The 20,988-nt window shown below is 64.9% G+C and carries 21 protein-coding genes; 11 read left to right on the top strand and 10 right to left on the bottom strand.

Annotation, left to right across the window (positions count from 1 at the left end; all coding sequences use genetic code 11):
• Positions 1 to 2: 2 nt before the first annotated feature.
• From sucC to zapE, 3 genes are all read right to left on the bottom strand, one after another.
• Positions 3 to 1,202, bottom strand: a complete 1,200-nt coding sequence (gene sucC, locus ACM43_RS25010) for an ADP-forming succinate--CoA ligase subunit beta (protein WP_036008785.1) — start codon at positions 1,200 to 1,202, stop codon at positions 3 to 5.
• Between the two features lie 203 nt (positions 1,203 to 1,405).
• Positions 1,406 to 2,374 (bottom strand): malate dehydrogenase, encoded by a 969-nt coding sequence (mdh, locus tag ACM43_RS25005; RefSeq protein ID WP_025032846.1) that lies wholly within the window; start codon positions 2,372 to 2,374, stop codon positions 1,406 to 1,408.
• 240 nt (positions 2,375 to 2,614) lie between these two features.
• Positions 2,615 to 3,802 carry a cell division protein ZapE gene (gene zapE, locus ACM43_RS25000; protein WP_271543589.1) on the bottom strand — a complete coding sequence of 396 codons (1,188 nt, stop codon included), beginning with the start codon at positions 3,800 to 3,802 and terminating at the stop codon, positions 2,615 to 2,617.
• A gap of 161 nt (positions 3,803 to 3,963) precedes the next feature.
• Here zapE and ACM43_RS24995 point away from each other — a divergent pair, with 161 nt between their 5' ends.
• Positions 3,964 to 4,218, top strand: coding sequence for a type II toxin-antitoxin system VapB family antitoxin (locus ACM43_RS24995; protein WP_157286488.1), 255 nt, complete (start codon positions 3,964 to 3,966; stop codon positions 4,216 to 4,218).
• On the top strand, positions 4,218 to 4,622 hold the full coding sequence (locus ACM43_RS24990; RefSeq protein WP_271543587.1) for a type II toxin-antitoxin system VapC family toxin: 405 nt from the start codon (positions 4,218 to 4,220) through the stop codon (positions 4,620 to 4,622). Before ACM43_RS24995 ends, ACM43_RS24990 begins: the two co-directional genes overlap by 1 nt.
• Positions 4,623 to 4,639: 17 nt before the next feature.
• On the opposite strand, the gene thpR is transcribed toward ACM43_RS24990, so the two are convergent.
• On the bottom strand, positions 4,640 to 5,176 hold the full coding sequence (thpR, locus tag ACM43_RS24985) for an RNA 2',3'-cyclic phosphodiesterase (protein ID WP_027572985.1): 537 nt from the start codon (positions 5,174 to 5,176) through the stop codon (positions 4,640 to 4,642).
• 175 nt (positions 5,177 to 5,351) lie between these two features.
• Positions 5,352 to 5,987 (bottom strand): arylesterase, encoded by a 636-nt coding sequence (locus ACM43_RS24980; RefSeq protein WP_271543582.1) that lies wholly within the window; start codon positions 5,985 to 5,987, stop codon positions 5,352 to 5,354.
• A 55-nt stretch (positions 5,988 to 6,042) separates the two neighbouring features.
• On the opposite strand from ACM43_RS24980, the gene ACM43_RS24975 reads away from it, so the two are divergent.
• The 4 genes from ACM43_RS24975 to ACM43_RS24960 all read left to right on the top strand — a co-directional run bounded on the left by ACM43_RS24975 (position 6,043) and on the right by ACM43_RS24960 (position 11,179).
• Positions 6,043 to 6,762: an ABC transporter ATP-binding protein gene (locus ACM43_RS24975; protein WP_036024603.1), complete on the top strand. Its 720-nt coding sequence runs from the start codon at positions 6,043 to 6,045 to the stop codon at positions 6,760 to 6,762.
• Positions 6,759 to 9,326, top strand: a complete 2,568-nt coding sequence (locus tag ACM43_RS24970) for an ABC transporter permease (protein ID WP_271543579.1) — start codon at positions 6,759 to 6,761, stop codon at positions 9,324 to 9,326. The genes ACM43_RS24975 and ACM43_RS24970 overlap by 4 nt, the downstream gene beginning before the upstream one ends.
• A gap of 282 nt (positions 9,327 to 9,608) precedes the next feature.
• The gene (locus ACM43_RS24965) at positions 9,609 to 10,400 is read left to right on the top strand and encodes a Bax inhibitor-1/YccA family protein (protein ID WP_128265191.1); all 792 of its coding nucleotides are present in this window, start codon (positions 9,609 to 9,611) and stop codon (positions 10,398 to 10,400) included.
• Positions 10,401 to 10,648: 248 nt separating this feature from the next.
• Positions 10,649 to 11,179 carry a GNAT family N-acetyltransferase gene (locus tag ACM43_RS24960; RefSeq protein ID WP_157286491.1) on the top strand — a complete coding sequence of 177 codons (531 nt, stop codon included), beginning with the start codon at positions 10,649 to 10,651 and terminating at the stop codon, positions 11,177 to 11,179.
• 109 nt (positions 11,180 to 11,288) lie between these two features.
• Here ACM43_RS24960 and ACM43_RS24955 read toward each other — a convergent pair whose 3' ends face one another.
• The 3 genes from ACM43_RS24955 to acnA all read right to left on the bottom strand — a co-directional run bounded on the left by ACM43_RS24955 (position 11,289) and on the right by acnA (position 15,922).
• Complete coding sequence (locus tag ACM43_RS24955; RefSeq protein ID WP_271543576.1) at positions 11,289 to 11,660, bottom strand: DUF2794 domain-containing protein; 372 nt, start codon at positions 11,658 to 11,660, stop codon at positions 11,289 to 11,291.
• A 533-nt stretch (positions 11,661 to 12,193) separates the two neighbouring features.
• Positions 12,194 to 12,970 (bottom strand): DUF1223 domain-containing protein, encoded by a 777-nt coding sequence (locus tag ACM43_RS24950; protein ID WP_157286493.1) that lies wholly within the window; start codon positions 12,968 to 12,970, stop codon positions 12,194 to 12,196.
• A 231-nt stretch (positions 12,971 to 13,201) separates the two neighbouring features.
• A complete protein-coding gene (acnA, locus tag ACM43_RS24945) occupies positions 13,202 to 15,922 on the bottom strand; it encodes an aconitate hydratase AcnA (protein WP_036008823.1) in 2,721 nt (906 codons plus the stop codon).
• Positions 15,923 to 16,163: 241 nt separating this feature from the next.
• Between acnA and ccmA the strand changes: the two genes are divergently transcribed.
• From ccmA to ACM43_RS24920, 5 genes are all read left to right on the top strand, one after another.
• The gene (gene ccmA / locus ACM43_RS24940) at positions 16,164 to 16,766 is read left to right on the top strand and encodes a heme ABC exporter ATP-binding protein CcmA (RefSeq protein ID WP_271543698.1); all 603 of its coding nucleotides are present in this window, start codon (positions 16,164 to 16,166) and stop codon (positions 16,764 to 16,766) included.
• Positions 16,767 to 16,839: 73 nt separating this feature from the next.
• The gene (gene ccmB / locus ACM43_RS24935; protein WP_025032861.1) at positions 16,840 to 17,508 is read left to right on the top strand and encodes a heme exporter protein CcmB; all 669 of its coding nucleotides are present in this window, start codon (positions 16,840 to 16,842) and stop codon (positions 17,506 to 17,508) included.
• Between the two features lie 91 nt (positions 17,509 to 17,599).
• Complete coding sequence (locus tag ACM43_RS24930) at positions 17,600 to 18,373, top strand: heme ABC transporter permease (protein ID WP_271543571.1); 774 nt, start codon at positions 17,600 to 17,602, stop codon at positions 18,371 to 18,373.
• Positions 18,370 to 18,555 (top strand): heme exporter protein CcmD, encoded by a 186-nt coding sequence (gene ccmD, locus ACM43_RS24925; RefSeq protein ID WP_036040763.1) that lies wholly within the window; start codon positions 18,370 to 18,372, stop codon positions 18,553 to 18,555. The genes ACM43_RS24930 and ccmD overlap by 4 nt, the downstream gene beginning before the upstream one ends.
• A complete protein-coding gene (locus ACM43_RS24920) occupies positions 18,552 to 19,145 on the top strand; it encodes a DsbE family thiol:disulfide interchange protein (protein WP_271543568.1) in 594 nt (197 codons plus the stop codon). Before ccmD ends, ACM43_RS24920 begins: the two co-directional genes overlap by 4 nt.
• A 165-nt stretch (positions 19,146 to 19,310) precedes the next feature.
• Here the strand turns inward: ACM43_RS24920 and ACM43_RS24915 are convergent, their stop codons facing one another.
• Together ACM43_RS24915 and ftsY are read right to left on the bottom strand one after the other, a co-directional pair.
• Positions 19,311 to 19,913, bottom strand: a complete 603-nt coding sequence (locus tag ACM43_RS24915) for a septation protein A (protein ID WP_036008846.1) — start codon at positions 19,911 to 19,913, stop codon at positions 19,311 to 19,313.
• A 122-nt stretch (positions 19,914 to 20,035) separates the two neighbouring features.
• Positions 20,036 to 20,980: a signal recognition particle-docking protein FtsY gene (gene ftsY / locus ACM43_RS24910; RefSeq protein ID WP_271543565.1), complete on the bottom strand. Its 945-nt coding sequence runs from the start codon at positions 20,978 to 20,980 to the stop codon at positions 20,036 to 20,038.
• Positions 20,981 to 20,988 lie beyond the last annotated feature (8 nt).

The raw sequence follows: 20,988 nt of genomic DNA, 5'->3' as shown, positions 1-20,988 counted from the left end.
CGCTAGCCTCCCTTGACGGCCTTCACGATCTTCTGCGCAGCGTCGTCGAGATTGTCGGCCGGCACCACGTTCAGCCCGGATTCACGGATGATCTTCTTGCCGAGCTCGACATTGGTGCCTTCGAGGCGGACCACCAGCGGCACGCTGAGGCCGACCTCGCGAACCGCAGCCGTGACGCCCTCGGCGATCACGTCGCACTTCATGATGCCGCCGAAGATGTTGACCAGGATGCCCTTCACGTTGGGATCGGCGGTGATGATCTTGAACGCGGCCGCGACCTTCTCCTTGCTGGCGCTGCCGCCGACGTCGAGGAAGTTTGCCGGCGCCATGCCGTAGAGCTTGATGATGTCCATCGTCGCCATGGCGAGACCGGCGCCGTTGACCATGCAGCCGATATTGCCGTCGAGCGTGACGTAGTTGAGATCGTATTTCGACGCCTCGATTTCCTTGGCGTCTTCCTCGGTCAGATCGCGCAACGACACCGCGATCTCGGGATGGCGGAACAGGGCGTTGTCGTCGAAGGACACCTTGGCATCGAGCACGCGGAGCTCGCCCTGCTTGGTCACGACCAGCGGATTGATCTCCAGCATCGACATGTCCTTGGCGACGAAGGCCGCGTAGAGCTGCGCGGTGAGCTTCTCGGCCTGCTTGGCGAGGTCGCCGGACAGATTCAGCGCCTTCGCGACCGTGCGGCCGTGATGGCCCATGATGCCGGTCGCCGGATCGACCGAGAAGGTCACGATCTTCTCCGGCGTGTTGTGCGCGACGTCCTCGATGTTGACGCCGCCTTCGGTCGACACCACGAAGGAGACGCGCGAGGTCTCGCGGTCGACCAGGATCGAGAGGTAGAATTCCTTGTCGATGTCGGAGCCGTCCTCGATGTAAAGGCGGTTGACCTGCTTGCCGGCCGGGCCCGTCTGCACGGTGACCAGCGTCGCGCCCAGCATCTGCTTGGCGAATTCGTTGACCTCTTCCACCGACTTGGCGATGCGGACGCCGCCCTTGTCGCCGGCGGATGCTTCCTTGAACTTGCCCTTGCCGCGCCCGCCGGCATGGATCTGACTCTTCACCACCCAGACCGGGCCGGGAAGCTGTCTTGCGGCGGCGTCGGAGTCCGAGGCCTTGAGAACCGCTACGCCGCGCGAAATCGGAACGCCGAATTCATGCAGCAGCGCTTTGGCCTGATATTCATGGATATTCATATGGTCGCTCCCTGAACCCGCGGGCGGTGACCTCATGGGCCCACCTCAGTCTTGTGGCTGGCATACCATATACCACAGGAACTGCAACCCGGATTCTTTGACAATCGAGATCTGCCGAGACCGGAACCCCACCCCGGTCAGCCGGGGTCCGGAAGTGAAACCGCCGAAGACCGGGTTCGATCTTCGGCGGGTATTGCTTTGCTTTAGCGGCCGAGAAGATCGGGTGCGATCTTCTTGCAGGCATCGACCAAGCCCTGCACGGCACCGACCGACTTGTCAAACGCCTCGCGGTCCTTGCCGGCGAGTTCGATCTCGACCACGCGCTCGACGCCCTTGGCGCCGATCACGACGGGGACGCCGACATACATGTCCTTCACGCTGTACTCGCCGTTGAGATAGGCGGCGCAGGGCAGCACGCGCTTCTTGTCCTTCAGATAGCTCTCGGCCATCGCGATCGCGGAGGCGGCAGGGGCGTAGAAGGCCGAGCCGGTCTTGAGCAGGTTGACGATCTCGGCGCCGCCGTTCCGGGTGCGGTCGACGATCTCGTCGAGGCGCGCCTGTGAGGTCCAGCCCATCTTGACGAGGTCGGGCAGCGGGATGCCGGCGACGGTGGAGTACTTCACCAGCGGCACCATGGTGTCGCCGTGGCCGCCGAGCACGAAGGCGGTGACGTCCTCGACCGAGACGTTGAACTCGTCGGCGAGGAAGTAGCGGAAGCGGGCCGAATCCAGCACGCCGGCCATGCCGACGACCTTCTTGTGCGGCAGGCCCGAAGCCTTCTGCAGCGCCCAGACCATGGCATCGAGCGGGTTGGTGATGCAGATGACGAAGGCGTCGGGGGCGTACTTCTTGATGCCGGCGCCGACCTGCTCCATGACCTTGAGGTTGATGGAGAGGAGGTCGTCGCGGCTCATGCCGGGCTTGCGCGGCACGCCGGCGGTGACGATGCAGACCTTGGCGTTGTCGAGCGCCTCATAGGAGTTCGCGCCGGTATAGTGGGCGTCGAAGCCGTCGACCGGCGAGGACTGCGCGATGTCAAGCGCCTTGCCCTGCGGCACGCCCTCGGCGATGTCGAACATCACGACGTCGCCCAGTTCTTTCAGGCCGATGAGGTGAGCCAGCGTTCCGCCGATCTGGCCGGAGCCAATCAAAGCAATCTTGTCGCGCGCCATGTGAACCTGTCCTTTAGACACGTAAGGAGGGGAAACTGAGACGGGTGGTTATCCCTTTCGCCTCCCCCGTTCAAGTCGCCCAATGCCCAATTGTCGGGCTTGCCGAGATAGCAGCCAGCATACCCCGGCCGTCATTCCGGGGCGCGCGAAGCGCGAGCCCGGAATCCATAACCACCATCCGGACTATGGATTCCGGGCTCGTCGCTTTGCGACGCCCCGGAATGACGGCGGGGATAGGACTTAAGTCTCGACCAAGCCCTTGGTCGAGCCGCTGGCGGTGGAATCCTTGCGGCCGTGAGGCAGCGCCAGATAGGATTCCGAGCTCATTTCGATCAGGCGCGAGGCGGTCCGGTTGAACTCCATGGCCTCGGTGCCATCGGTCGCGAGGTAGAGCGAGATCGGATTGGCGTCGGCCGAGGCCATCAGCTTCACGGCGTTGTCATAGAGCGTATCGATCAGGGTGATGAAGCGCTTGGCCGCGTTGCGCTGGGAGAGGTCCATCACTGGAATATGGTCGACCAGGAGGGTGTGATAGTCGTGCGCCAGCCTGAGGTAGTCGGATGCACCGAGCGGCTGCTCGCAGAGGTCGGCGAAGGAGAACCGCGCCACGCCATGGGCCGAGCAGGGCACGTGCAGAATGCGGCCCTTGATCGAAATGTCGCGCGAGCGGCATTTGGCGCCGCCCGTCATCCGCTTCCAGGCGCGATCGAGCGCGGCATCCGCATCGCCATCGGCCGGTGTCAGCCACATTGGCACGCCCTGCAGCTTCTCCAGGCGGAAGTCGGTGCGCGCATCGAGCCGCGCGACGTCCATGTGGTCGGTGATCTGCTTGATGAAGGGCAGGAACAGCGAGCGGTTGAGACCGCCCTTGTAGAGATCGTCGGGCGCGACGTTGGAGGTCGCGACCACGACGGTGCCGAGCTCGAACAATTTGGCGAACAGGCGGCCCAGGATCATCGCATCCGCAATGTCGGTGACATGGAATTCGTCGAAGCAGAGCAGCCAGCTCTCCTCGAAGATCGCATTGGCCGTTAGAGCGATGACGTCGCTGTCGGCGATCTCGCCGCGCGCGATGCTCTGGCGATAATCGTAGATTCGCTCGTGCACGTCCGCCATGAACTCGTGGAAATGCGCGCGGCGCTTGTGCTCGACCGATGAGTGCTGGAAGAACAGGTCCATCAGCATGGTCTTGCCGCGGCCGACCTCGCCATGGATGTAGAGCCCGCGCGGCGCCTCGTCCTTGTCGCCAGAGCCGAACAGCCGGCTGAGCAGGCCTTGCTTGCGGGCGGGCTTGTAGGTCGAAAGCCGCAGATCCAGCGCCGCATAGGCTTCGGCAACCTCGGCCTGCGCGGCATCCGGCTCGATCGCACCGGACGCGATCTCGGCCTGATAGGCCTCGCGGAATGAGGGATTTGGGGTGGAGAGCATGGCTCTTTACCGCCAGAGACGGACGGAAATTGCAACTGCGTTTTGGCGCAACGGGCGTATGCGGCCTGCCCCTCGCGCTCGCGAGGCCGGTTCTCCCAACGAACTGTTCTTGCGCTCCTAGGCGGCTAGAATATACCTATTAAGGAACCAAGGAACTCGAAATGGCGCTTAGCATCAAGGACCCCGAAACGGAGCAATTGGCGCGAAGCCTGGCGCAACTGACCGGGGAGAACATTACCACAGCAACCCGGCGCGCCATTGAGGAGCGATTGCGTCGCCTTGGCGGTCAGAAAAACAAAGACGTGTTGCTCGAAGATCTGGCCGAGATCAGACGACGTTGGAGCGAAATGCGAGTTCTGGACGACCGCACACCGGAGGAAATTCTCGGATATGACGAGCACGGATTGCCACGCTGATGGTGATCGATACGTCGGTGATCGTGGCAATCGCGCTCAACGAAGACGACGCAGCGGATATCGAGCGACTGATCGTGGATGATCCGATCCGCCTGATCTCAGCGGCAACGGTGCTTGAAGCAACGATGGTGATCGAGACACGATTAGGTGATGCGGGCGGGCGCGAGCTTGATCTCTGGCTCGTCAAGATCGGCGCCGAGATCGTGGCAGTCGATGCCGGACAAGCCGATGCAGCACGGCGCGCCTGGCGGCGTTATGGAAAGGGGCGACACGCCGCGTCGCTCAACTACGGGGATTGCTTTTCCTACGCGCTGGCCTTGACCCGCAACGAGCCACTGCTGTTCAAAGGCGCGGACTTTGCGAAGACCGACGTGAGCCGGCCAGGCGCGGCGCCGCCGCCATAGCGCCCCGAAGTGAAAACCTACTCACACAGCTCGTAGGCGTCCTCGACCACATACGGGCCGCCGCCGGTGGATGCGCGCGAGGAGAACAGCACGAAGCGTTCGGCCATGAACGCCTTGCTCGGGAAATAGCCGCGCAGCGAGAGATAGTCGGCGACGTCGCGGTCGGAGGCGTCGTGCAGCCTCGCGAGCGTGACGTGCGGAATGAACTTGCGTCCCTCCGGGTCGAGGCCGATCCGCTGCATCATGCGCTCGAGCTCGGCCTGCAATTCCATCAGCGGCTTGCTCGGCGCAATCGTGGCGACCACCGCGCGGGGCTTGCGGCCGCCGAAGCTGGTGAGCCCCTGCACCTTCACCTCGAACGGCTTTCGGTCGACGCGAAACAGCATCGAGGCGATCTCGTTGGCGGAAGCGCCGTCGATGTCGCCGATGAAGCGCAGGGTGACGTGATAATTTTCGGGATCGATCCAGCGGGCGCCGGGGAGGCCACCCCTCAAGTTGGAAAGCGACTGGCCGATTTCGGCCGGAATTTCCAGACCCGTGAACAAACGCGGCATCGTTTCGCACTCCCGATGCTTGGGTACGGTGCTCGAACAGCGAGACCATATCCAAATTAGAGCCGGCGACGAATCACCGGTACCCTGATTCCTATCGCAGTTGTGTGACTCTGCGAAGCATGCCGCGCTTCACCCCGGTAAAACCCTGGGAATTAGGGTTGGCGCTGCCTGGTTTTCAACGCCGTTGCTCAGCGATCGTGCCAATGAATGCCTCCACCATGGGCATGATCCTGCCGACGATGATGTCGACGCCTTCAGCGGTCGGATGAATGCCGTCGGCCTGATTGAGCTTGGCCTCGGCCGCGACGCCTTCGAGGAAGAACGGATAGAGCGGCACGTCGAATGTCTTGGCCAGATCCGGATAAATCGAATTGAAGCGCGCGGCGTATTCGGCGCCGTAATTCGGCGGCGCCAGCATGCCGCAGAGCATGACCGCAATCTTGCGCGCCTTGAGCCGCTGGATGATGTCGGTCAGCGCGGCGCGCGCCACGTCGGGATCGATGCCGCGCAGCGCGTCATTGGCGCCGAGCTCGACGATGACACCGTCAGTTCCATCGGGCACCGACCAGTCGAGCCGGTCGCGGCCGCCCGAGGTGGTGTCGCCGGACACGCCGGCATTGGTCATGTCGACCTCTATGCCTTTGGCCCGCAAGGCTTTTTGAAGCTTTTGGGGGAACGCCTCCTGGGCCGGAAGGCCAAGGCCCGCGCTCAGGGAATCGCCGAGGACGACGAGCTTGACCGGTTTTGTCGCACCCGCCCAAGCGGGGTTCGCCATCGTCATGACGGCGAGCATCAACACGGCTATGTGCATGAACAATCCGTAACGCCTCTCGACCCCGCGTGCGGACTTGCCATATGACCGGACCATGGACACTCGCATCGACCCCTCTTCGCTCGCCGCTACCGCGGACACCATCGCCATCTCCAACGTCAACCTCTCATTGGGCACGGGCGCGGCACGCGTTCACATCCTCAAGGATATCAGCCTGCGGGTCGGCCGGAGCGAGACGATCGGCCTGATCGGCCCGTCAGGCTCGGGCAAATCCACGCTGCTGATGGTGATGGCGGGGCTGGAACGTCCTGATAGCGGAGAGGTGGTGGTGAATGGCACGCCTTTCAATGCCCTCGACGAGGACGCGCTGGCGCGCTTCCGCGGCCGCCAGGTCGGCATCGTCTTCCAGTCCTTTCACCTGATCCCGACCATGACGGCGCTGGAGAACGTCGCTGTGCCGCTCGAGCTCGCCGGCAACCCCGATGCCGCCAAGCGCGCGGCAGAGGAGTTGCAATCGGTCGGGCTCGGTGACCGCCTGCATCATTATCCGACCCAGCTCTCCGGCGGCGAGCAGCAGCGCGTCGCGCTCGCCCGCGCGCTGGCACCCGATCCCGCGATCCTGGTCGCCGACGAGCCGACCGGCAATCTCGACGAGACCACCGGTAAGCAGATCGTCGATCTCCTGTTCAGCAAACATGCCGAGCGCGGCATGACCTTGGTGCTGGTGACGCACGATTCCTCGCTCGCGCATCGCTGCGATCGCGTCATCCGCCTGCGCTCCGGGCGCATCGACACGCAGTCTGCGCCCGCATGAGCGCCGTGGCCGAATCGTTCGAGAAGCCGAACGCCGTTGCGCTGTCGCTGCGCTACGCCTTGCGCGAATTGCGCGGCGGCCTGCGCGGCTTCTACGTCTTCATCGCCTGCATCGCGCTCGGCGTGATGGCGATTGCCGGCGTCGGCTCGGTGTCGGCGAGCCTGAGCGACGGTCTCGCACGCGAGGGCCGCACGCTGCTCGGCGGCGACGTCTCCTTCGTGCTGTTCCAGCGCGAGGCCAAGCCGGAAGAGGTCGCGTTCCTGCGTTCGCGCGGCACGCTGTCGGCGGCTGCGACCTTGCGCGGCATGGCGCGTTCGACTGACGGCAAGCTGGCGCTGGTCGAGATGAAGGCGGTCGACAACACCTATCCGATGCTCGGCAAGTTGAAGCTTGCGCCGCAGCTGGAGATGTCCGATCTGCTCGCGGAACGTGACGGCGCGTTCGGCGCTGCCGCCGATCCGACGCTGCTGGCGCGGCTTTCTCTCAAGACCGGCGACCGCGTCACGATCGGGTCCGCAACGTTCCAGATCCGCTCCACCGTCGAGGCCGAGCCGGACAAGCTCGCCGGCGGCATCGGCTTCGGGCCCCGCTTTCTGATCAGCGAGGCGGCCTTGCGCGCCACCGGCCTGATCCAGCCCGGCAGCTTGGTGCGTTGGGTCTACCGGGTCAAGCTGCCGGAGGCCGCGAACAACGAGCGCGCCACCGAAGCCTTCATCGCGGATGCGCGCAGCGCCGCGCCGCAGGCCGGCTGGGAGATCCGCAGCCGCTCCAATGCCTCGCCGCAGCTCGAGCGCAACATCAACCGCTTCACGCAGTTCCTGACCCTAGTCGGCCTTGCCGCGCTGCTGGTCGGCGGCGTCGGCGTCGCCAATGCCGTCAAGAGTCACATCGACCGCAAGCTCGAGGTGATCGCTGCCTTCAAGGCCGTCGGCGCCACCGGCCGGGACGTGTTCGGCATCTATCTGGCGCAAGTGGTCCTGCTGGCCGCGATCGGGTCCGTGATCGGCCTGGCGCTCGGCGCCGCGATGCCGTTTGCGATCGTTGGCCTGTTCGGCAAGCTGTTGCCGCTGCCGGTGGTGCCGGCCGTGCACACCGACGAGCTCGCGCTGTCTTTCCTCTACGGCCTCCTCACCGCGCTCGCCTTCGGCCTGTGGCCGCTCGCGCGCGTGCACGACGTGCCGGTGGCCGCGCTGTTCCGCGACACCATCAGCTCCGAATGGCACCGGCCGCGCGCGAGCTATCTCGTGTTCATGGCCGTCGTGATCGCACTCCTCATCGCGGTCGTGATCGGCCTGTCGTTCGACAGGCGCATCGCCGCGGTGTTCGTGGCTTCCTCCGTGGTCGTGTTCGCCTTGCTGCGCGGCATCGCCGCCCTGCTGATGACGATCGCACGACGGCTGCCACGGACGCGGCTGCCGATGCTGCGGCTTGCGATCGCCAACATCCACCGGCCGGGCGCGCTGACGCCGTCCGTCGTGCTGTCGCTGGGACTCGGGCTCGCCGTGCTCGTCACCATCACCCAGATCGACGGCAATCTGCGCCGGCAGTTCCTGGCGGCGCTCCCCGACCAGGCGCCATCGTTCTTCTTCATCGACATTCCGAGCGCGCAGGCCGAGCAGTTCGATGGCTATCTGCGCCAGATCGCCCCCGGCGCCAGGATCGACGACGTGCCGATGCTGCGCGGACGCATCGTCGCCGCGCGCGGGGTGCGCGCCGAGGAGCTCAAGCCGACCACGGATTCCGAATGGGTGCTGCAGAGCGATCGCGGCCTGACCTACACCGCCGAGCTGCCGAAGGGCTCCAAGGTGGTCGAGGGCGAATGGTGGCGCGCTGATTATTCCGGCCCGCCGCTGGTCTCGTTGGAGAAGAAGATCGCCGACGGGCTCGGCCTCAAGCTCGGCGACGAGGTGGTGGTCAACGTGCTCGGCCGCGACATCCCGGCCAAGATCAGCAATCTGCGCACGATCGACTGGCAGGGTCTCGGCATCAATTTCGTCCTGGTGTTCTCGCCCAACGCCTTCAAGGGCGCGCCGCACACCCATATCGCGGCGCTGACGGAAGCGGGCGGAAAGGCGGGCGACGGCAAGATCATCAAGGAGGTCGCCGACGCCTATCCGATGGTGACGAGCGTGCGCGTGCGCGAGGTGATGGAGACGGTCGGCTCCGTGGTGACCAATCTGGCCCTGGCGATCCGCGGCGCCAGCGCCGTGACGCTGATCTCGGCGATCCTGGTGCTGGGCGGGGCGCTCGCCGCCGGCCACCGCCACCGGGTCTATGACGCGGTTATCCTGAAGACCCTGGGCGCGACGCGGCTGCGGCTGCTCGGCGCCTATGCCCTCGAATACCTCCTGATCGGCCTTGCTACCGCGGTGTTCGGGGTGATCGCGGGCAGCATCGCGGCCTGGCTGATCGTGACGCGGCTGATGACGCTGAGCTTCGTCTGGCAGGCCGGCAGCGCCGCCGGCGTGGTCGCCGCCGCGCTGGTCGTGACCGTCGGGCTCGGGCTTGCCGGCACGCTGCTGGCATTGAACAAAAAGCCCGCGACGGTGTTGCGAAATTTGTGACAAAATGTAGCGGCGGATCGAGCTGCCCGGAATCGGCCCGGTTTCCGCGATTAACCACGCTACCCCCGTCAGCTTCGCGTCAGGATTGACGCCGAGGGCGACATTCAGCCGCGCGTGGAAGGTTGCGGCGAATGTGTTAGTTTCCCACATATCGGATGGGTTCGGAGTCCCGATTGTGAGCCAAAATTAAATCGGCTGGCAGCGGTCTCCGAGATAGAATTTGACGAACCGGCGGCATGGCGACCCTCGTGCCGGACCGGACCAACCAACGGGAATTCGACCATGTCGGACCTAGACCGTAACTACGCTTCTCCTTTCGGCAGGGCCGCCGGGCGTGTTGACGCCGCGACGGTCGATGCCGGCCTGCGCGCCTATATGCTGCGCATCTACAACTACATGAGCATTGGCCTGGCCATCACCGGCCTTGCCGCGCTCGGCGTCTACATGGCCGCCGTGACCGACGTTCCGACGGCGGACGCCGTTCGCGTCGGCAAGGTGTTCCTGACGCCGTTCGGCTACGCCATGTTCGTCAGCCCCCTGAAGTGGCTGTTCATCCTGGCGCCGCTCGCGATGGTGTTCGTGATCTCGGCGGGCATCAACCGTCTGGCCCCCTCGACCGCCCAGATCCTGTTCTGGGTGTTCGCGGCGCTGATGGGCATCTCGCTGTCGTCGATCTTCCTGGTGTTCACGCACACCTCGATCGTGCGGGTGTTCTTCATCACCGCGGCGACCTTCGGTGCGCTGAGCCTCTACGGCTACACCACCAAGCGTGACCTGACCGGCATGGGCTCGTTCCTGTTCATGGGCCTGATCGGCATCGTTCTCGCCAGCCTGGTGAACCTGTTCCTGGCCAGCTCGATGCTGCAGTTCATCGTGTCGGTGGTCGGCGTGCTGGTGTTCTCGGGCCTGACCGCCTGGGATACCCAGCGGCTGAAGAACGACTACATCTACGGCTATGCCTCGGCCGGCGGTGAAGTCGCAGAGCGTTCGGCCATCACCGGCGCACTGTCGCTGTACCTGAACTTCATCAACCTGTTCACGCTGCTGCTGCAGCTCCTCGGCCAGCGCGAGTAAGCTCTGAGACGAGAGAACGGACACGAACCCCGGCCGAAAGGCCGGGGTTTTCGTTTGCGGGTACGGGCTCTCCTCGTCATTGCGAGGAGCTCGCGACAAAATTGCGCAGCAATTTTGCGCTGATGCGACGAAGCAATCCAGAGTCCCTCCGCGGATGCATTTCTGGATTGCTTCGCTGCGCTCGCAATGACGCTGCGGAGGCGGCGGAACCCCTTCCAGCAGTCGGACGAAGGCTCTATCCTTCCCCCATGTCCGCACCCGATATCAGGCCCACCACCGAGGCCGACCTTCCCGCCGTCACCGCCATCTACCAGCAGGCCGTCCGCGAGGGCACGGCGACATTCGAGCTGGAGCCGCCCGACCTCACCGAAATGACGCGCCGCTATCGCGCGCTGATCGACGGCGGCTATCCCTATTTCGTCGCCATGCTGGACGGGCGCGTGGCCGGCTATGCCTATGCCGGCGCCTACCGGCCGCGGCCGGCCTATCGCTTCACGGTGGAGAACTCGATCTATCTCGATCCCTCCTTCCACCGCCGCGGCGTCGGCTCAATGCTGCTGGAACGGCTGATCGCCGAATGCGAGGCGCGCGGCTTCCGCCAGATGATCGCTGTGATCGGCGATTCCGCCAATGCCGGATCGATCGGCGTGCACACGAGGTGCGGCTTCAAGATGATCGGCACGCATCCCAGTGTCGGGCTGAAATTCGGCCGCTGGCTGGACACCGTGATGATGCAGCGCGACCTCGGCGAGGGCGCAAGTACGGTGCCGACAAAGTAGGTGTCGTAGGGTGGGCAAAGCGAAGCGTGCCCACCGTTCGCCGCACTAGAGAAAGCGCGTGGGCACGGCGCTACGCGCCTTTGCCCACCCTACGGCACCGTTCGTTCGTCTACACCACCGCCAGTTTGCGATCGATCACCAGCAGCACCCGCTCGAGCTCGTGGCCGCGGCGCAGGATCAGGCCGGTCGCCGAGATCACGCTGTACATGCCCTGCTTGCGCGCCAGCCGCGGGTCCTTCTCGATGCGATAGATCGGCACTTCCGAGGCGCGGCGATAGACCGAGAACACGGCGCGATCCTTCAGGAAGTCGATGGCATAATCGCGCCACTCGCCGTCAGCGACCATGCGGCCGTAGAGATTGAGAATCCGGTGCAGCTCGAGCCGGTTGAACGTCACCCGGTTTGGCTGCGTAAGCGCCGCGGCAGGACGCGCCGCCGCGCGCTGCTCGCTCGGGTCGGCATCCTCCGACGTCAGACTCATGGGAAGCGCCTCCTCATCGCACGGCTATGACCCGCGTCCGCCAAGATCGTCCCCGGAACCGCGTTCGTGACAATTGCATGATTGCGCCAACCGTTCCGCATCGCAAGGGGCTCGACCCATCGAATCGGCGTCCATCAGGGCACACGCAAGGGTGGAACTCCGTCGCGGCAAACCGTCACGGGATCGTTAGCAGGAATCATAGTATCGCCGCTTTTCCGCCAACCGCCTGCCGCCCTGCACTGCGAAAAGGGTGACGTGCGTTGACCCGGTCCTTTCGGTTCCGGATTCCTCAGCCCCCAGCCCCCCGGGGTCGAACAGGATCGGGTCTGTACGCACGACAAGGAGGGCCAACGCAAGTTGGTCCTTTTTTGTTTGTGCCGGGATGTTTCCGGCGCCCGTCATTCCGGGGCGCGCGAAGCGCGAGCCCGGAATCCATTTCTCAGCTCGGATAATGGGATTGATGGATTCCGGGCTCGCGCCAAGTGGCGCGCCCCGGAATGACGAGAGACTGATGTCTCAAGAAGATCTGCGCTTCAATGCAGCGACGTGTACGCCGCACCCAGCATCGGGCCCGGTCGCTCGCGGCTGCCGTCCTGGACGTAGACCACTGCGCCGTCGACGCCGTCGCGCGTGAGGTTCTCGATCGGCACCGTCCAGCTCTCCGGGCGGCCGGTCCAGTCGCCGACCTTGAGCAGGCTACGCACCACGTTGTGATAGGTGACCTGCTGTCCCTTGTTCTCGCCGCGGGTGATCGCGATCGGCACCGACTTGGCGATCGAGCAGATCCAGACCTCGCCGCGCGAGACCGCGGGCTCCTTGCTGGCGGCGACCGAGACGTTGATCTGCTTGCCCGAGAGCGACATCGTCACCGGCACGCTCATCACGCCGGTGCCCTTGTCGGTCTTGCCGATCGCGTTCTCGATGCCGGCGCGATCGCTGCCGATGACATGGGTGGAGCCGTTGACCACGACCTGCGGCGTGTAGACCTCGCGGTCGCCGCGCATGCGCGAATAGGCACGCTGCCGTGCAGAGAAGCGCGAATCCGCCAGCGTGTCCTTCCAGCCGAGATAGTCCCAGTAATCGATCGGCATGCTCAGCGCGATCACGGAGGGGTCCTTGGAGAGATCGCCGATGATCTGATCGGCGGGCGGGCAGGAGGAGCAGCCCTGCGAGGTGAACAATTCGACGACGGCGCGGGGTTCAGCCTGGGCAGGACGAATGACGGCGATGATCGCACATATGCCGAGAGCTCCCGACCAGAGGGCGCCGGACCAACGTGGAATCAGATGGGAAGCCGTCATTGTCGTCATGTCGAACGCCGCACACCGTTGCTCTCAGGGGGAAATCTTATCGCCGGATGGTCACCGTAGTCTTACGGGGCGCGGTACATTCATCCATCCGGGCCACCGTCCAAAGGGAGGTTTTCCGCCGGGCGGGCCCATCTGAAGCGTACCGCAAACGCGCGAAGGCGGCCTTTGATAGGCCGCCTTCGTTAAGGCTTCTACTCACTTCGCAGTGAGCCATCATTCACAAATCCGCGTTTACGCCGCGAGCTTGCGCAGCACGTAGTGCAGGATGCCGCCGTTACGGTAGTAGTCGAGCTCGTCCAGCGTATCGATGCGGCAGAGCAGCGAAACGCGCTGCAGCGAACCGTCGCCGGAGACGATCTCCGCGGTCAGCTTCTGGCGCGGCTTGAGGTCGCCGACGAGGCCGCGGATGGTCACCTTCTCGTCGCCCTTCAGCCCAAGCGACTGCCAGGAGGTGCCTTCCTCGAAGGTCAGCGGCAGCACGCCCATGCCGACCAGGTTGGAGCGGTGGATGCGCTCGAAGCTCTGGCAGATCACGGCGCGCACGCCGAGCAGGCGCGTGCCCTTGGCGGCCCAGTCGCGCGAGGAGCCGTTGCCGTACTCGGCACCGGCGAACACCACCAGCGGCACCTTCTCTTCCTGGTACTTCATCGCGGCGTCGTAGATCGACATCTGCTCGCCGTCGGGCCAGTGCTTGGTCAGGCCGCCCTCGGGGATGTTTCCGTCCGCGCCCTTCAGCATGAAGTTCTTGATGCGGATGTTGGCGAAGGTGCCGCGCATCATGACTTCATGGTTGCCGCGGCGCGTGCCGTACTGGTTGAAGTCGGCCGGACGCACCTGGTGTTCGCTGAGATATTTGCCGGCGGGCGAGGTGAGCTTGATCGAGCCGGCCGGCGAGATGTGGTCGGTGGTGATCTTGTCGCCGAACATGGCGAGGATGCGCGCCTCGACGATGTCGGTGACCGGCTCCGGCTCCTTCTTCATGCCTTCGAAATAGGGCGGGTTCTGCACGTAGGTCGAAGACATGTTCCAGCGATAGGTCTCGCTCTCGACCGTCTTGATCTTGCGCCAGTTGGTGTCGCCCTTGAACACGTCGGCATATTTCTTCTTGAAGATCGACGCGGTCACGAACTTCTTCATGAAGGCGTTGATCTCCTTGGTCGTCGGCCAGATGTCCTTCAGGTACACCGGCTTGCCGTCCTTGCCCTCGCCGAGCGGCTCGGTGGCGAGGTTCTTGGTGACGCTGCCCGCGAGCGCGTAGGCGACCACCAGCGGCGGCGAGGCCAAATAGTTCGCCTGCACATCCGGCGAAACGCGGCCTTCGAAGTTGCGGTTGCCGGAGAGCACGGCGGCCGCGACGACGCCGTTGTCGTTGATCGACTTCGAGATCTCCTCGGGCAGCGGACCGGAATTGCCGATGCAGGTGGTGCAGCCGAAGCCGACCAGGTTGAATCCGACCTTGTCGAGATCGGGCTGCAGACCGGAATTGGCGAGATATTCCGCGACCACCTGGCTGCCCGGGGCGAGCGAGGTCTTCACCCACGGCTTGGCCTTGAGGCCCTTCGCAGCCGCATTGCGCGCGAGCAAGCCGGCGCCGATGAGCACGCTCGGGTTCGAGGTGTTGGTGCAGGAGGTGATCGCGGCGATCACGACGTCGCCATGGCCGATGTCGAAGTTCTTGCCTTCCACGGGGAAGCGCTTGGCCGGCTCCTCGGCCTTCTTGTACTCGCTGGCGAGCGCGAGCGAGAAGCCGTCGGCGACGGTCGGCAGCGCGATGCGGCCTTCGGGACGCTTCGGGCCGGCCATCGACGGCACGACGTCGCCGAGGTCGAGGGTCAGCGTCTCCGTGAACACGGGGTCGGGCGACTTGGCGGTGCGGAACAGGCCCTGCGCCTTGGCATAGGCCTGCACCAGCGCGACGCGGGCCGAGGCACGGCCGGAGGTCTTGAGATAATCGAGCGCGGCGGCATCGACCGGGAAGAAGCCGCAGGTCGCGCCGTATTCGGGCGCCATGTTGGCGATCGTCGCCTTGTCGGCGACCGAGAGGTGGTCGAGGCCAGGGCCGAAGAACTCGACGAACTTGCCGACCACGCCGAGCTTGCGCAGCATCTGCGTCACGGTGAGCACGAGGTCTGTCGCGGTGACGCCCTCCTTCAGCGCGCCCTTCAGCTTGAAGCCGACGACGTTGGGCAGCAGCATCGACAGCGGCTGGCCGAGCATGCAGGCTTCCGCCTCGATGCCGCCGACGCCCCAGCCGAGCACAGCAAGACCGTTGACCATGGTGGTGTGCGAATCGGTGCCGACCAGCGAATCGGGATAGGCCACCTCGAAGGTGCCGGTCTTCTTGCCGACGGTCATCTTCTCCTTCTTGGTCCAGACCGTCTGGGCCAGATATTCGAGATTGACCTGGTGGCAGATGCCGGTGCCGGGCGGCACGACGGAGAAGTTCGAGAACGCCTTCTGACCCCACTTCAGAAACTCGTAGCGCTCCTGGTTCTGCTTGTATTCCTCGGTGACGTTCTTGCCGAAGGCCTTGTTGTCGCCGAAGAAGTTCACGATCACGGAATGGTCGATGACGAGGTCGACGGGCACCAAGGGGTTGATCTTCTCAGGCTCGCCGCCGAGCTTCTGCATCGCGTTGCGCATCGCGGCGAGGTCGACCACCGCTGGCACGCCGGTAAAGTCCTGCATCAGCACCCGCGCCGGGCGGAAGGCGATCTCATGCTCCAGCGACTTCTTGCGCAGCCATTTCGAGACCGCGACGATGTCTTCCTTCTTGACCGAGCGGCCGTCCTCGTTGCGCAGCAAATTCTCGAGCAGGACCTTCATCGAATAGGGAAGTTTCGAAATTCCCTTCAGACCATTCTTCTCGGCGGTGGGCAGGCTGTAATAGACATAGGTCTTGGCGCCGACCTTGAGAGTCTTTTTGCATTTGAAGCTGTCGAGCGAGGTCATGTAGGAGATCCCAATTGCTAGTTATACCCGGCAGGGTATTTTAACACCGTCAGCGCATCAGGCTGGGCCGCTTGCAGGGGCAGGTTGAGTTGCTGCATCAAGTAGTTCCGGGCTTATAGAAGCTTTCTAACCGCGCCGCCACAGCCACTATCGTGCCGCAGCAATTCGCGAGCCAAAAATTCCCATGCGCTACCCCAAGATTTCCTGAGGCCCGGCTGTGAACGGACTGAACCAAGGCGACATGCGGCTGTCAGGTCACGGGCTGAGATGCGTGCGGGGCGGGCGCGAGGTGTTCGCCGGGCTCGATTTCGCGGCCGGGTCGGGCGAGGCCGTCGCGGTGATGGGGCGCAATGGATCAGGCAAGACCTCGCTGCTGCGGCTGATCGCGGGCCTGCTCGTTCCGGCCGGCGGGACGATCACGCTGAAGGGGGGCGATGGCGAGCTGACCCTGGCGGAGCAGTGCCACTATCTCGGCCATCGCGATGCCCTGAAGCCGGCGCTGAGCGTGGCCGAGAACCTGACGTTTTGGGCTGATTTTCTCGGCGGCGAGCGTTTCGACGCGGCCGAGAGCCTCGCCAAGGTGGGCCTCGACCACGCCACCCATCTGCCCGCCGGATTCCTGTCCGCGGGACAGCGCCGCCGGCTCTCGCTGGCGCGGCTGCTGACGGTCCGCCGCCCGGTCTGGCTCCTGGACGAGCCGACCAATGCGCTTGATGTCGCCGGTCAGGACATGTTCGCCGGCCTGATGCGCGAGCATCTTGCCGCCGGCGGCATGATCGTCGCGGCGACGCATGCCCCGCTCGGGATCGAATCGCGGGAGCTGCGGATCGGGGGCGCGGCGTGATTTTGATGCACCCTCAGCTTTCCGAAGTGTGCCTGGGGCTGTCGGATGCCTTCCCAAAAGCTGGGAGCGCCCCATGACCGCCCTTGCCGCCCTCATCCGCCGGGACATCAGGATCGCGCTTCGCGTCGGCGGCGGGGCGCTGATCGGCGTCTTGTTCTTCCTGACCGTGGTGGTGCTGATGCCGTTCGCGGTCGGGCCGGATCTGGCGCTGCTGTCGCGGCTGGGACCTGCGATCCTCTGGCTCGGCGCCCTCCTGGCCAGCCTGCTGACCCTCGACCGGCTGTTCATGGCCGACCATGAGGACGGCTCGCTCGACCTGATCACGATGAGCCGGACGCCGCTGGAACTCGCCTGCGCCGCCAAGGCGCTGGCGCATTGGCTCGCCGCCGGCCTGCCGCTGATTGTCGCAACCCCCGTGCTCGGCCTGTTGCTCAACCTCGACATGATCGCCACGGCTGCGGTGGCGCTGACGTTGCTAGCGGGCACTCCGGCGCTGACCTTCACCGGCATGATCGGCGCGGCGCTGGCGGTGACGCTGCATCGCGGCGGGCTGTTGATGGCGGTGCTGGTGCTGCCGCTGTCGATTCCCGTGCTGATTTTCGGGGTTGCGGCCTCGCAGGCGGTGATCGTCGGCCCGATGACCTTCGGCGCGCCGTTCTCGATCCTGTGCGCGCTGTCGCTGGTCAGCCTCGTGATCGGCCCGTTCGCGGCCGCAGCGAGCCTGCGGCATGGTCTCGATTGAAAAGGACCGGGCCGACCTTGACCCCGATCAACTTTCGCGACGGGCTTTCGTGTTGATTGCCTGAGCGGCCCCCGGTGATTATCAGGATACCATGACGCTGATCGACCTCGCCAACCCCACGCGGTTCCTCGCGCTGACAGCGCGGGTGTTGCCGTGGCTGGCGGCCGCGACAATCATCCTGCTCACGATCGGTCTCTATCAAGCTGCGCTCGCGCCCGACGACTATCAGCAGGGCGCGACCGTCAAGATCATGTTCGTCCACGTGCCCAATGCCTGGCTGTCGATGTTCGTGTGGGGCGTGATGAGCATCGCATCGTTGGGCACGCTGGTGTGGCGGCATCCGCTCGCCGACGTCGCCGCCAAGGCCGCAGCTCCGATCGGCGCCGCCTTCACCTTCCTCGCGTTGCTCACGGGCTCGCTCTGGGGCCGGCCGATGTGGGGCACCTATTGGGAGTGGGACGCGCGGCTGACCTCGGTGCTGATCCTGTTCCTGATGTATCTGGGCCTGATGGCGCTGTGGCGTGCCGTCGACGATCCCTCGCGTGCGGCGCGCGCCGCCGCGGTGCTGACCCTGGTCGGCGCGATCAACCTGCCGATCATCAAGTTCTCGGTCGATTGGTGGAACACGCTGCACCAGCCCGCCTCGGTGATGCGCATGAGCGGCTCGGCGCTGGACAAGTCGTTCCTGATTCCGCTGCTGGTGATGGCGCTCGCCTTCACGCTGCTGTTCGTCACGCTGCATCTGGCCGCGATGCGCAACGAGATTTTGCGCCGCCGTGTCCGCTCGCTGCAGATGATGCAGGCCAGTCGCATGGCGTTCTCGAGCGGAGTAGAAAACGCGTCAAAAGAAGCTGGGGCAGCATGACGATGTCGCTCGGTCCTTATGCCTCTTTCATCGTGGCGTCTTACGCAGCTGTCGCCCTCGTGGTTGCGATCCTGATCGGCTGGGTCATGCTCGATTATCGCAGCCAGACGCAGCGCCTACGCGAGCTGGAGCAGCGCGGCATCACCCGCCGGTCGGGCCGCAGCGCGACGGAGCCGCGATGAGCGATCAACCTGCCTCCGCTCCGCCGCAGCGCCGCGCCTTCCTGGTGATGCTGCCGCTGATTGTCTTCATCGGCCTGGCGCTTTTGTTCTGGTTCCGGCTCGGCAGCGGCGATCCCTCGCGGATTCCCTCGGCGCTGATCGGCCGGCCCGCACCGCAGACCGTGCTGCCGCCGCTCCAGGGGCTGCAGGACAACGGCACGCAGGTGCCGGGACTCGATCCCGCCGCCTTCAAGGGCAAGGTCAGCCTCGTCAACGTCTGGGCGTCCTGGTGCGTGCCGTGCCATGACGAAGCGCCGCTTTTGACCGAAATGGCAAAAGACAAGCGCTTCCAGCTGGTCGGCATCAACTACAAGGACGCCGCCGACAATGCGCGCCGCTTCCTCGGCCGCTACGGCAACCCGTTCGGCCACGTCGGCGTCGACGCCAACGGCCGCGCCTCGATCGAATGGGGCGTCTATGGCGTGCCGGAGACCTTCGTCGTCGGGCGCGAGGGCACCATCGTCTACAAGCTGGTCGGGCCGATCACGCCGCAAAATCTCAAGGCCGTGCTGATGCCGGAGCTGGAGAAGGCGCTGAAGGCAGGAAGCTGATGCCGCGCTCGTACCACACGCTCAACTGTCATCGCCCGACTTGATCGGGCGATCCAGTATTCCAGAGACGCCAGTCGTATACGGAGAAGCTGCGGCGTACTGGATGCCCCGGTCAAGCCGGGGCATGACAGCGGTATGTGGAGCGACGCTTCGCCTGTCCTTCGCCTATCCCTTGCTCACATCCCCCGCCTCGGCCTCGCTTCTCTCCAGCGAGACCGGCGCCAGATGATAGCGCTTGGTCAGCGGCATCTGGGCGATGGCGAAGATCATCGTGATCGGGGTGACGCCGAACACCTTGAAGTTCACCCAGAAATCCGTGCTCTGGGTGCGCCAGACGATCTCGTTCAGCACCGCCATTCCGGCGAAGAACAGCGCCCAGCGCAAGGTGAGGATGCGCCAGCCCTGCGGCGTCAGGTTGAACACCTGGTCGAACATCACGGCGATGAAGGAGCGGCCGAACAACAGGCCGCCGCCGAGGATCGCGGCGAACAGGCCGTAGATGATGGTCGGCTTGACCTTGATGAAAGTCTCGTCGTGCAGCACCAGGGTCAACGTGCCGAACACCAGCACGATCACCCCCGTGACGATCGCCATGATCGGGATGTGTCGCGTCACGATGTAAGAGGCGGCCATCGCGACCGCGATGGCCACCATGAAGGCGCCAGTCGCCGCGAACAGATTGAACTTCGCGTTGACGAAGAAGAACACGAGCAGCGGACCGAGCTCGGTCGCGAGCTTGAACAGCGGATGCGGCTGGGTTTTGTCCATTCTCTCTTCCGTATCTCCCATCCTTCGAGACGACCGCTTCGCGGTCTCCTCAGGATGAGGACCTCATGTGTGGCACGACCTCATCCTGAGGAGCCGCGCAAGCGGCGTCTCGAAGGATGACGCTATTCGATTCCGGCGATGGCGCGGGCGAAGTCGCGCGCGGTGAAGGGCGCGAGATCGTCGACGCCTTCGCCGACGCCGATGAAGTGCACCGGCAGCTTGAACTTCTCCGCGAGCGCCACCAGGATGCCGCCGCGCGCGGTGCCGTCGAGCTTGGTCATCACGAGGCCGGTGACCCCGGCGGTGCGATGGAAGGCCTCGACCTGCGACAGCGCATTCTGGCCGACGGTCGCATCCAGCACCAGCAGCACGGCATGCGGCGCAGTGTCATCCACCTTGCGGATCACGCGCACGACCTTCTCGAGCTCGTTCATCAGCTCGGCCTTGTTCTGCAAGCGGCCGGCGGTGTCGATCAGCAGCACGTCAATCGCCTGCTCCTTCGCTGCGGTGAGCGCGTTGAAGGCGAGGCTTGCGGAATCCGAGCCCTGCGCGCCTGCGATGACGGGCGTCTTCGTCCGCTCGCCCCAGACCTTGAGCTGCTCGATGGCGGCGGCGCGAAACGTGTCGCCGGCGGCCAGCATCACCTTGCGGCCTTCGGAGGCGAATTTCTGCGACAGCTTGCCGATCGTGGTGGTCTTGCCGGAACCGTTGACGCCGACGACGAGAATGACGAACGGCTTCTTGGCCGCATCGATCACGAGCGGTTTTGCCACCGGCGACAGCACCTTCTCCACCTCGGTGGCGACGACGTCCTTGACCTCCTCCGCCGAGATCGCCTTGTCGTAGCGGCCGGTGCCGACGGCATCGGCAATGCGCACCGCGACTGACGTGCCGAGGTCGGCGCGCAGCAGCACGTCCTCGATGTCGTCGAGCATGGCGCGGTCGAGCTTGCGCTTGGTGACGAGGTCGGCGACCGCGGTCCCGAGCGAGGACGAGGTGCGCTTCAGCCCGTTGGACAGGCGGCGCCACCAGCTCAGCTTGGGGGTCTCGGAGGTGGTATCGTTCATGGTGGCGT

The sequence above is a fragment of the Bradyrhizobium sp. CCBAU 45321 genome, assembly GCF_028128975.1.
Lineage (GTDB): Bacteria > Pseudomonadota > Alphaproteobacteria > Rhizobiales > Xanthobacteraceae > Bradyrhizobium > Bradyrhizobium yuanmingense.
This window is presented reverse-complemented; position numbering and strand designations above follow the sequence as displayed.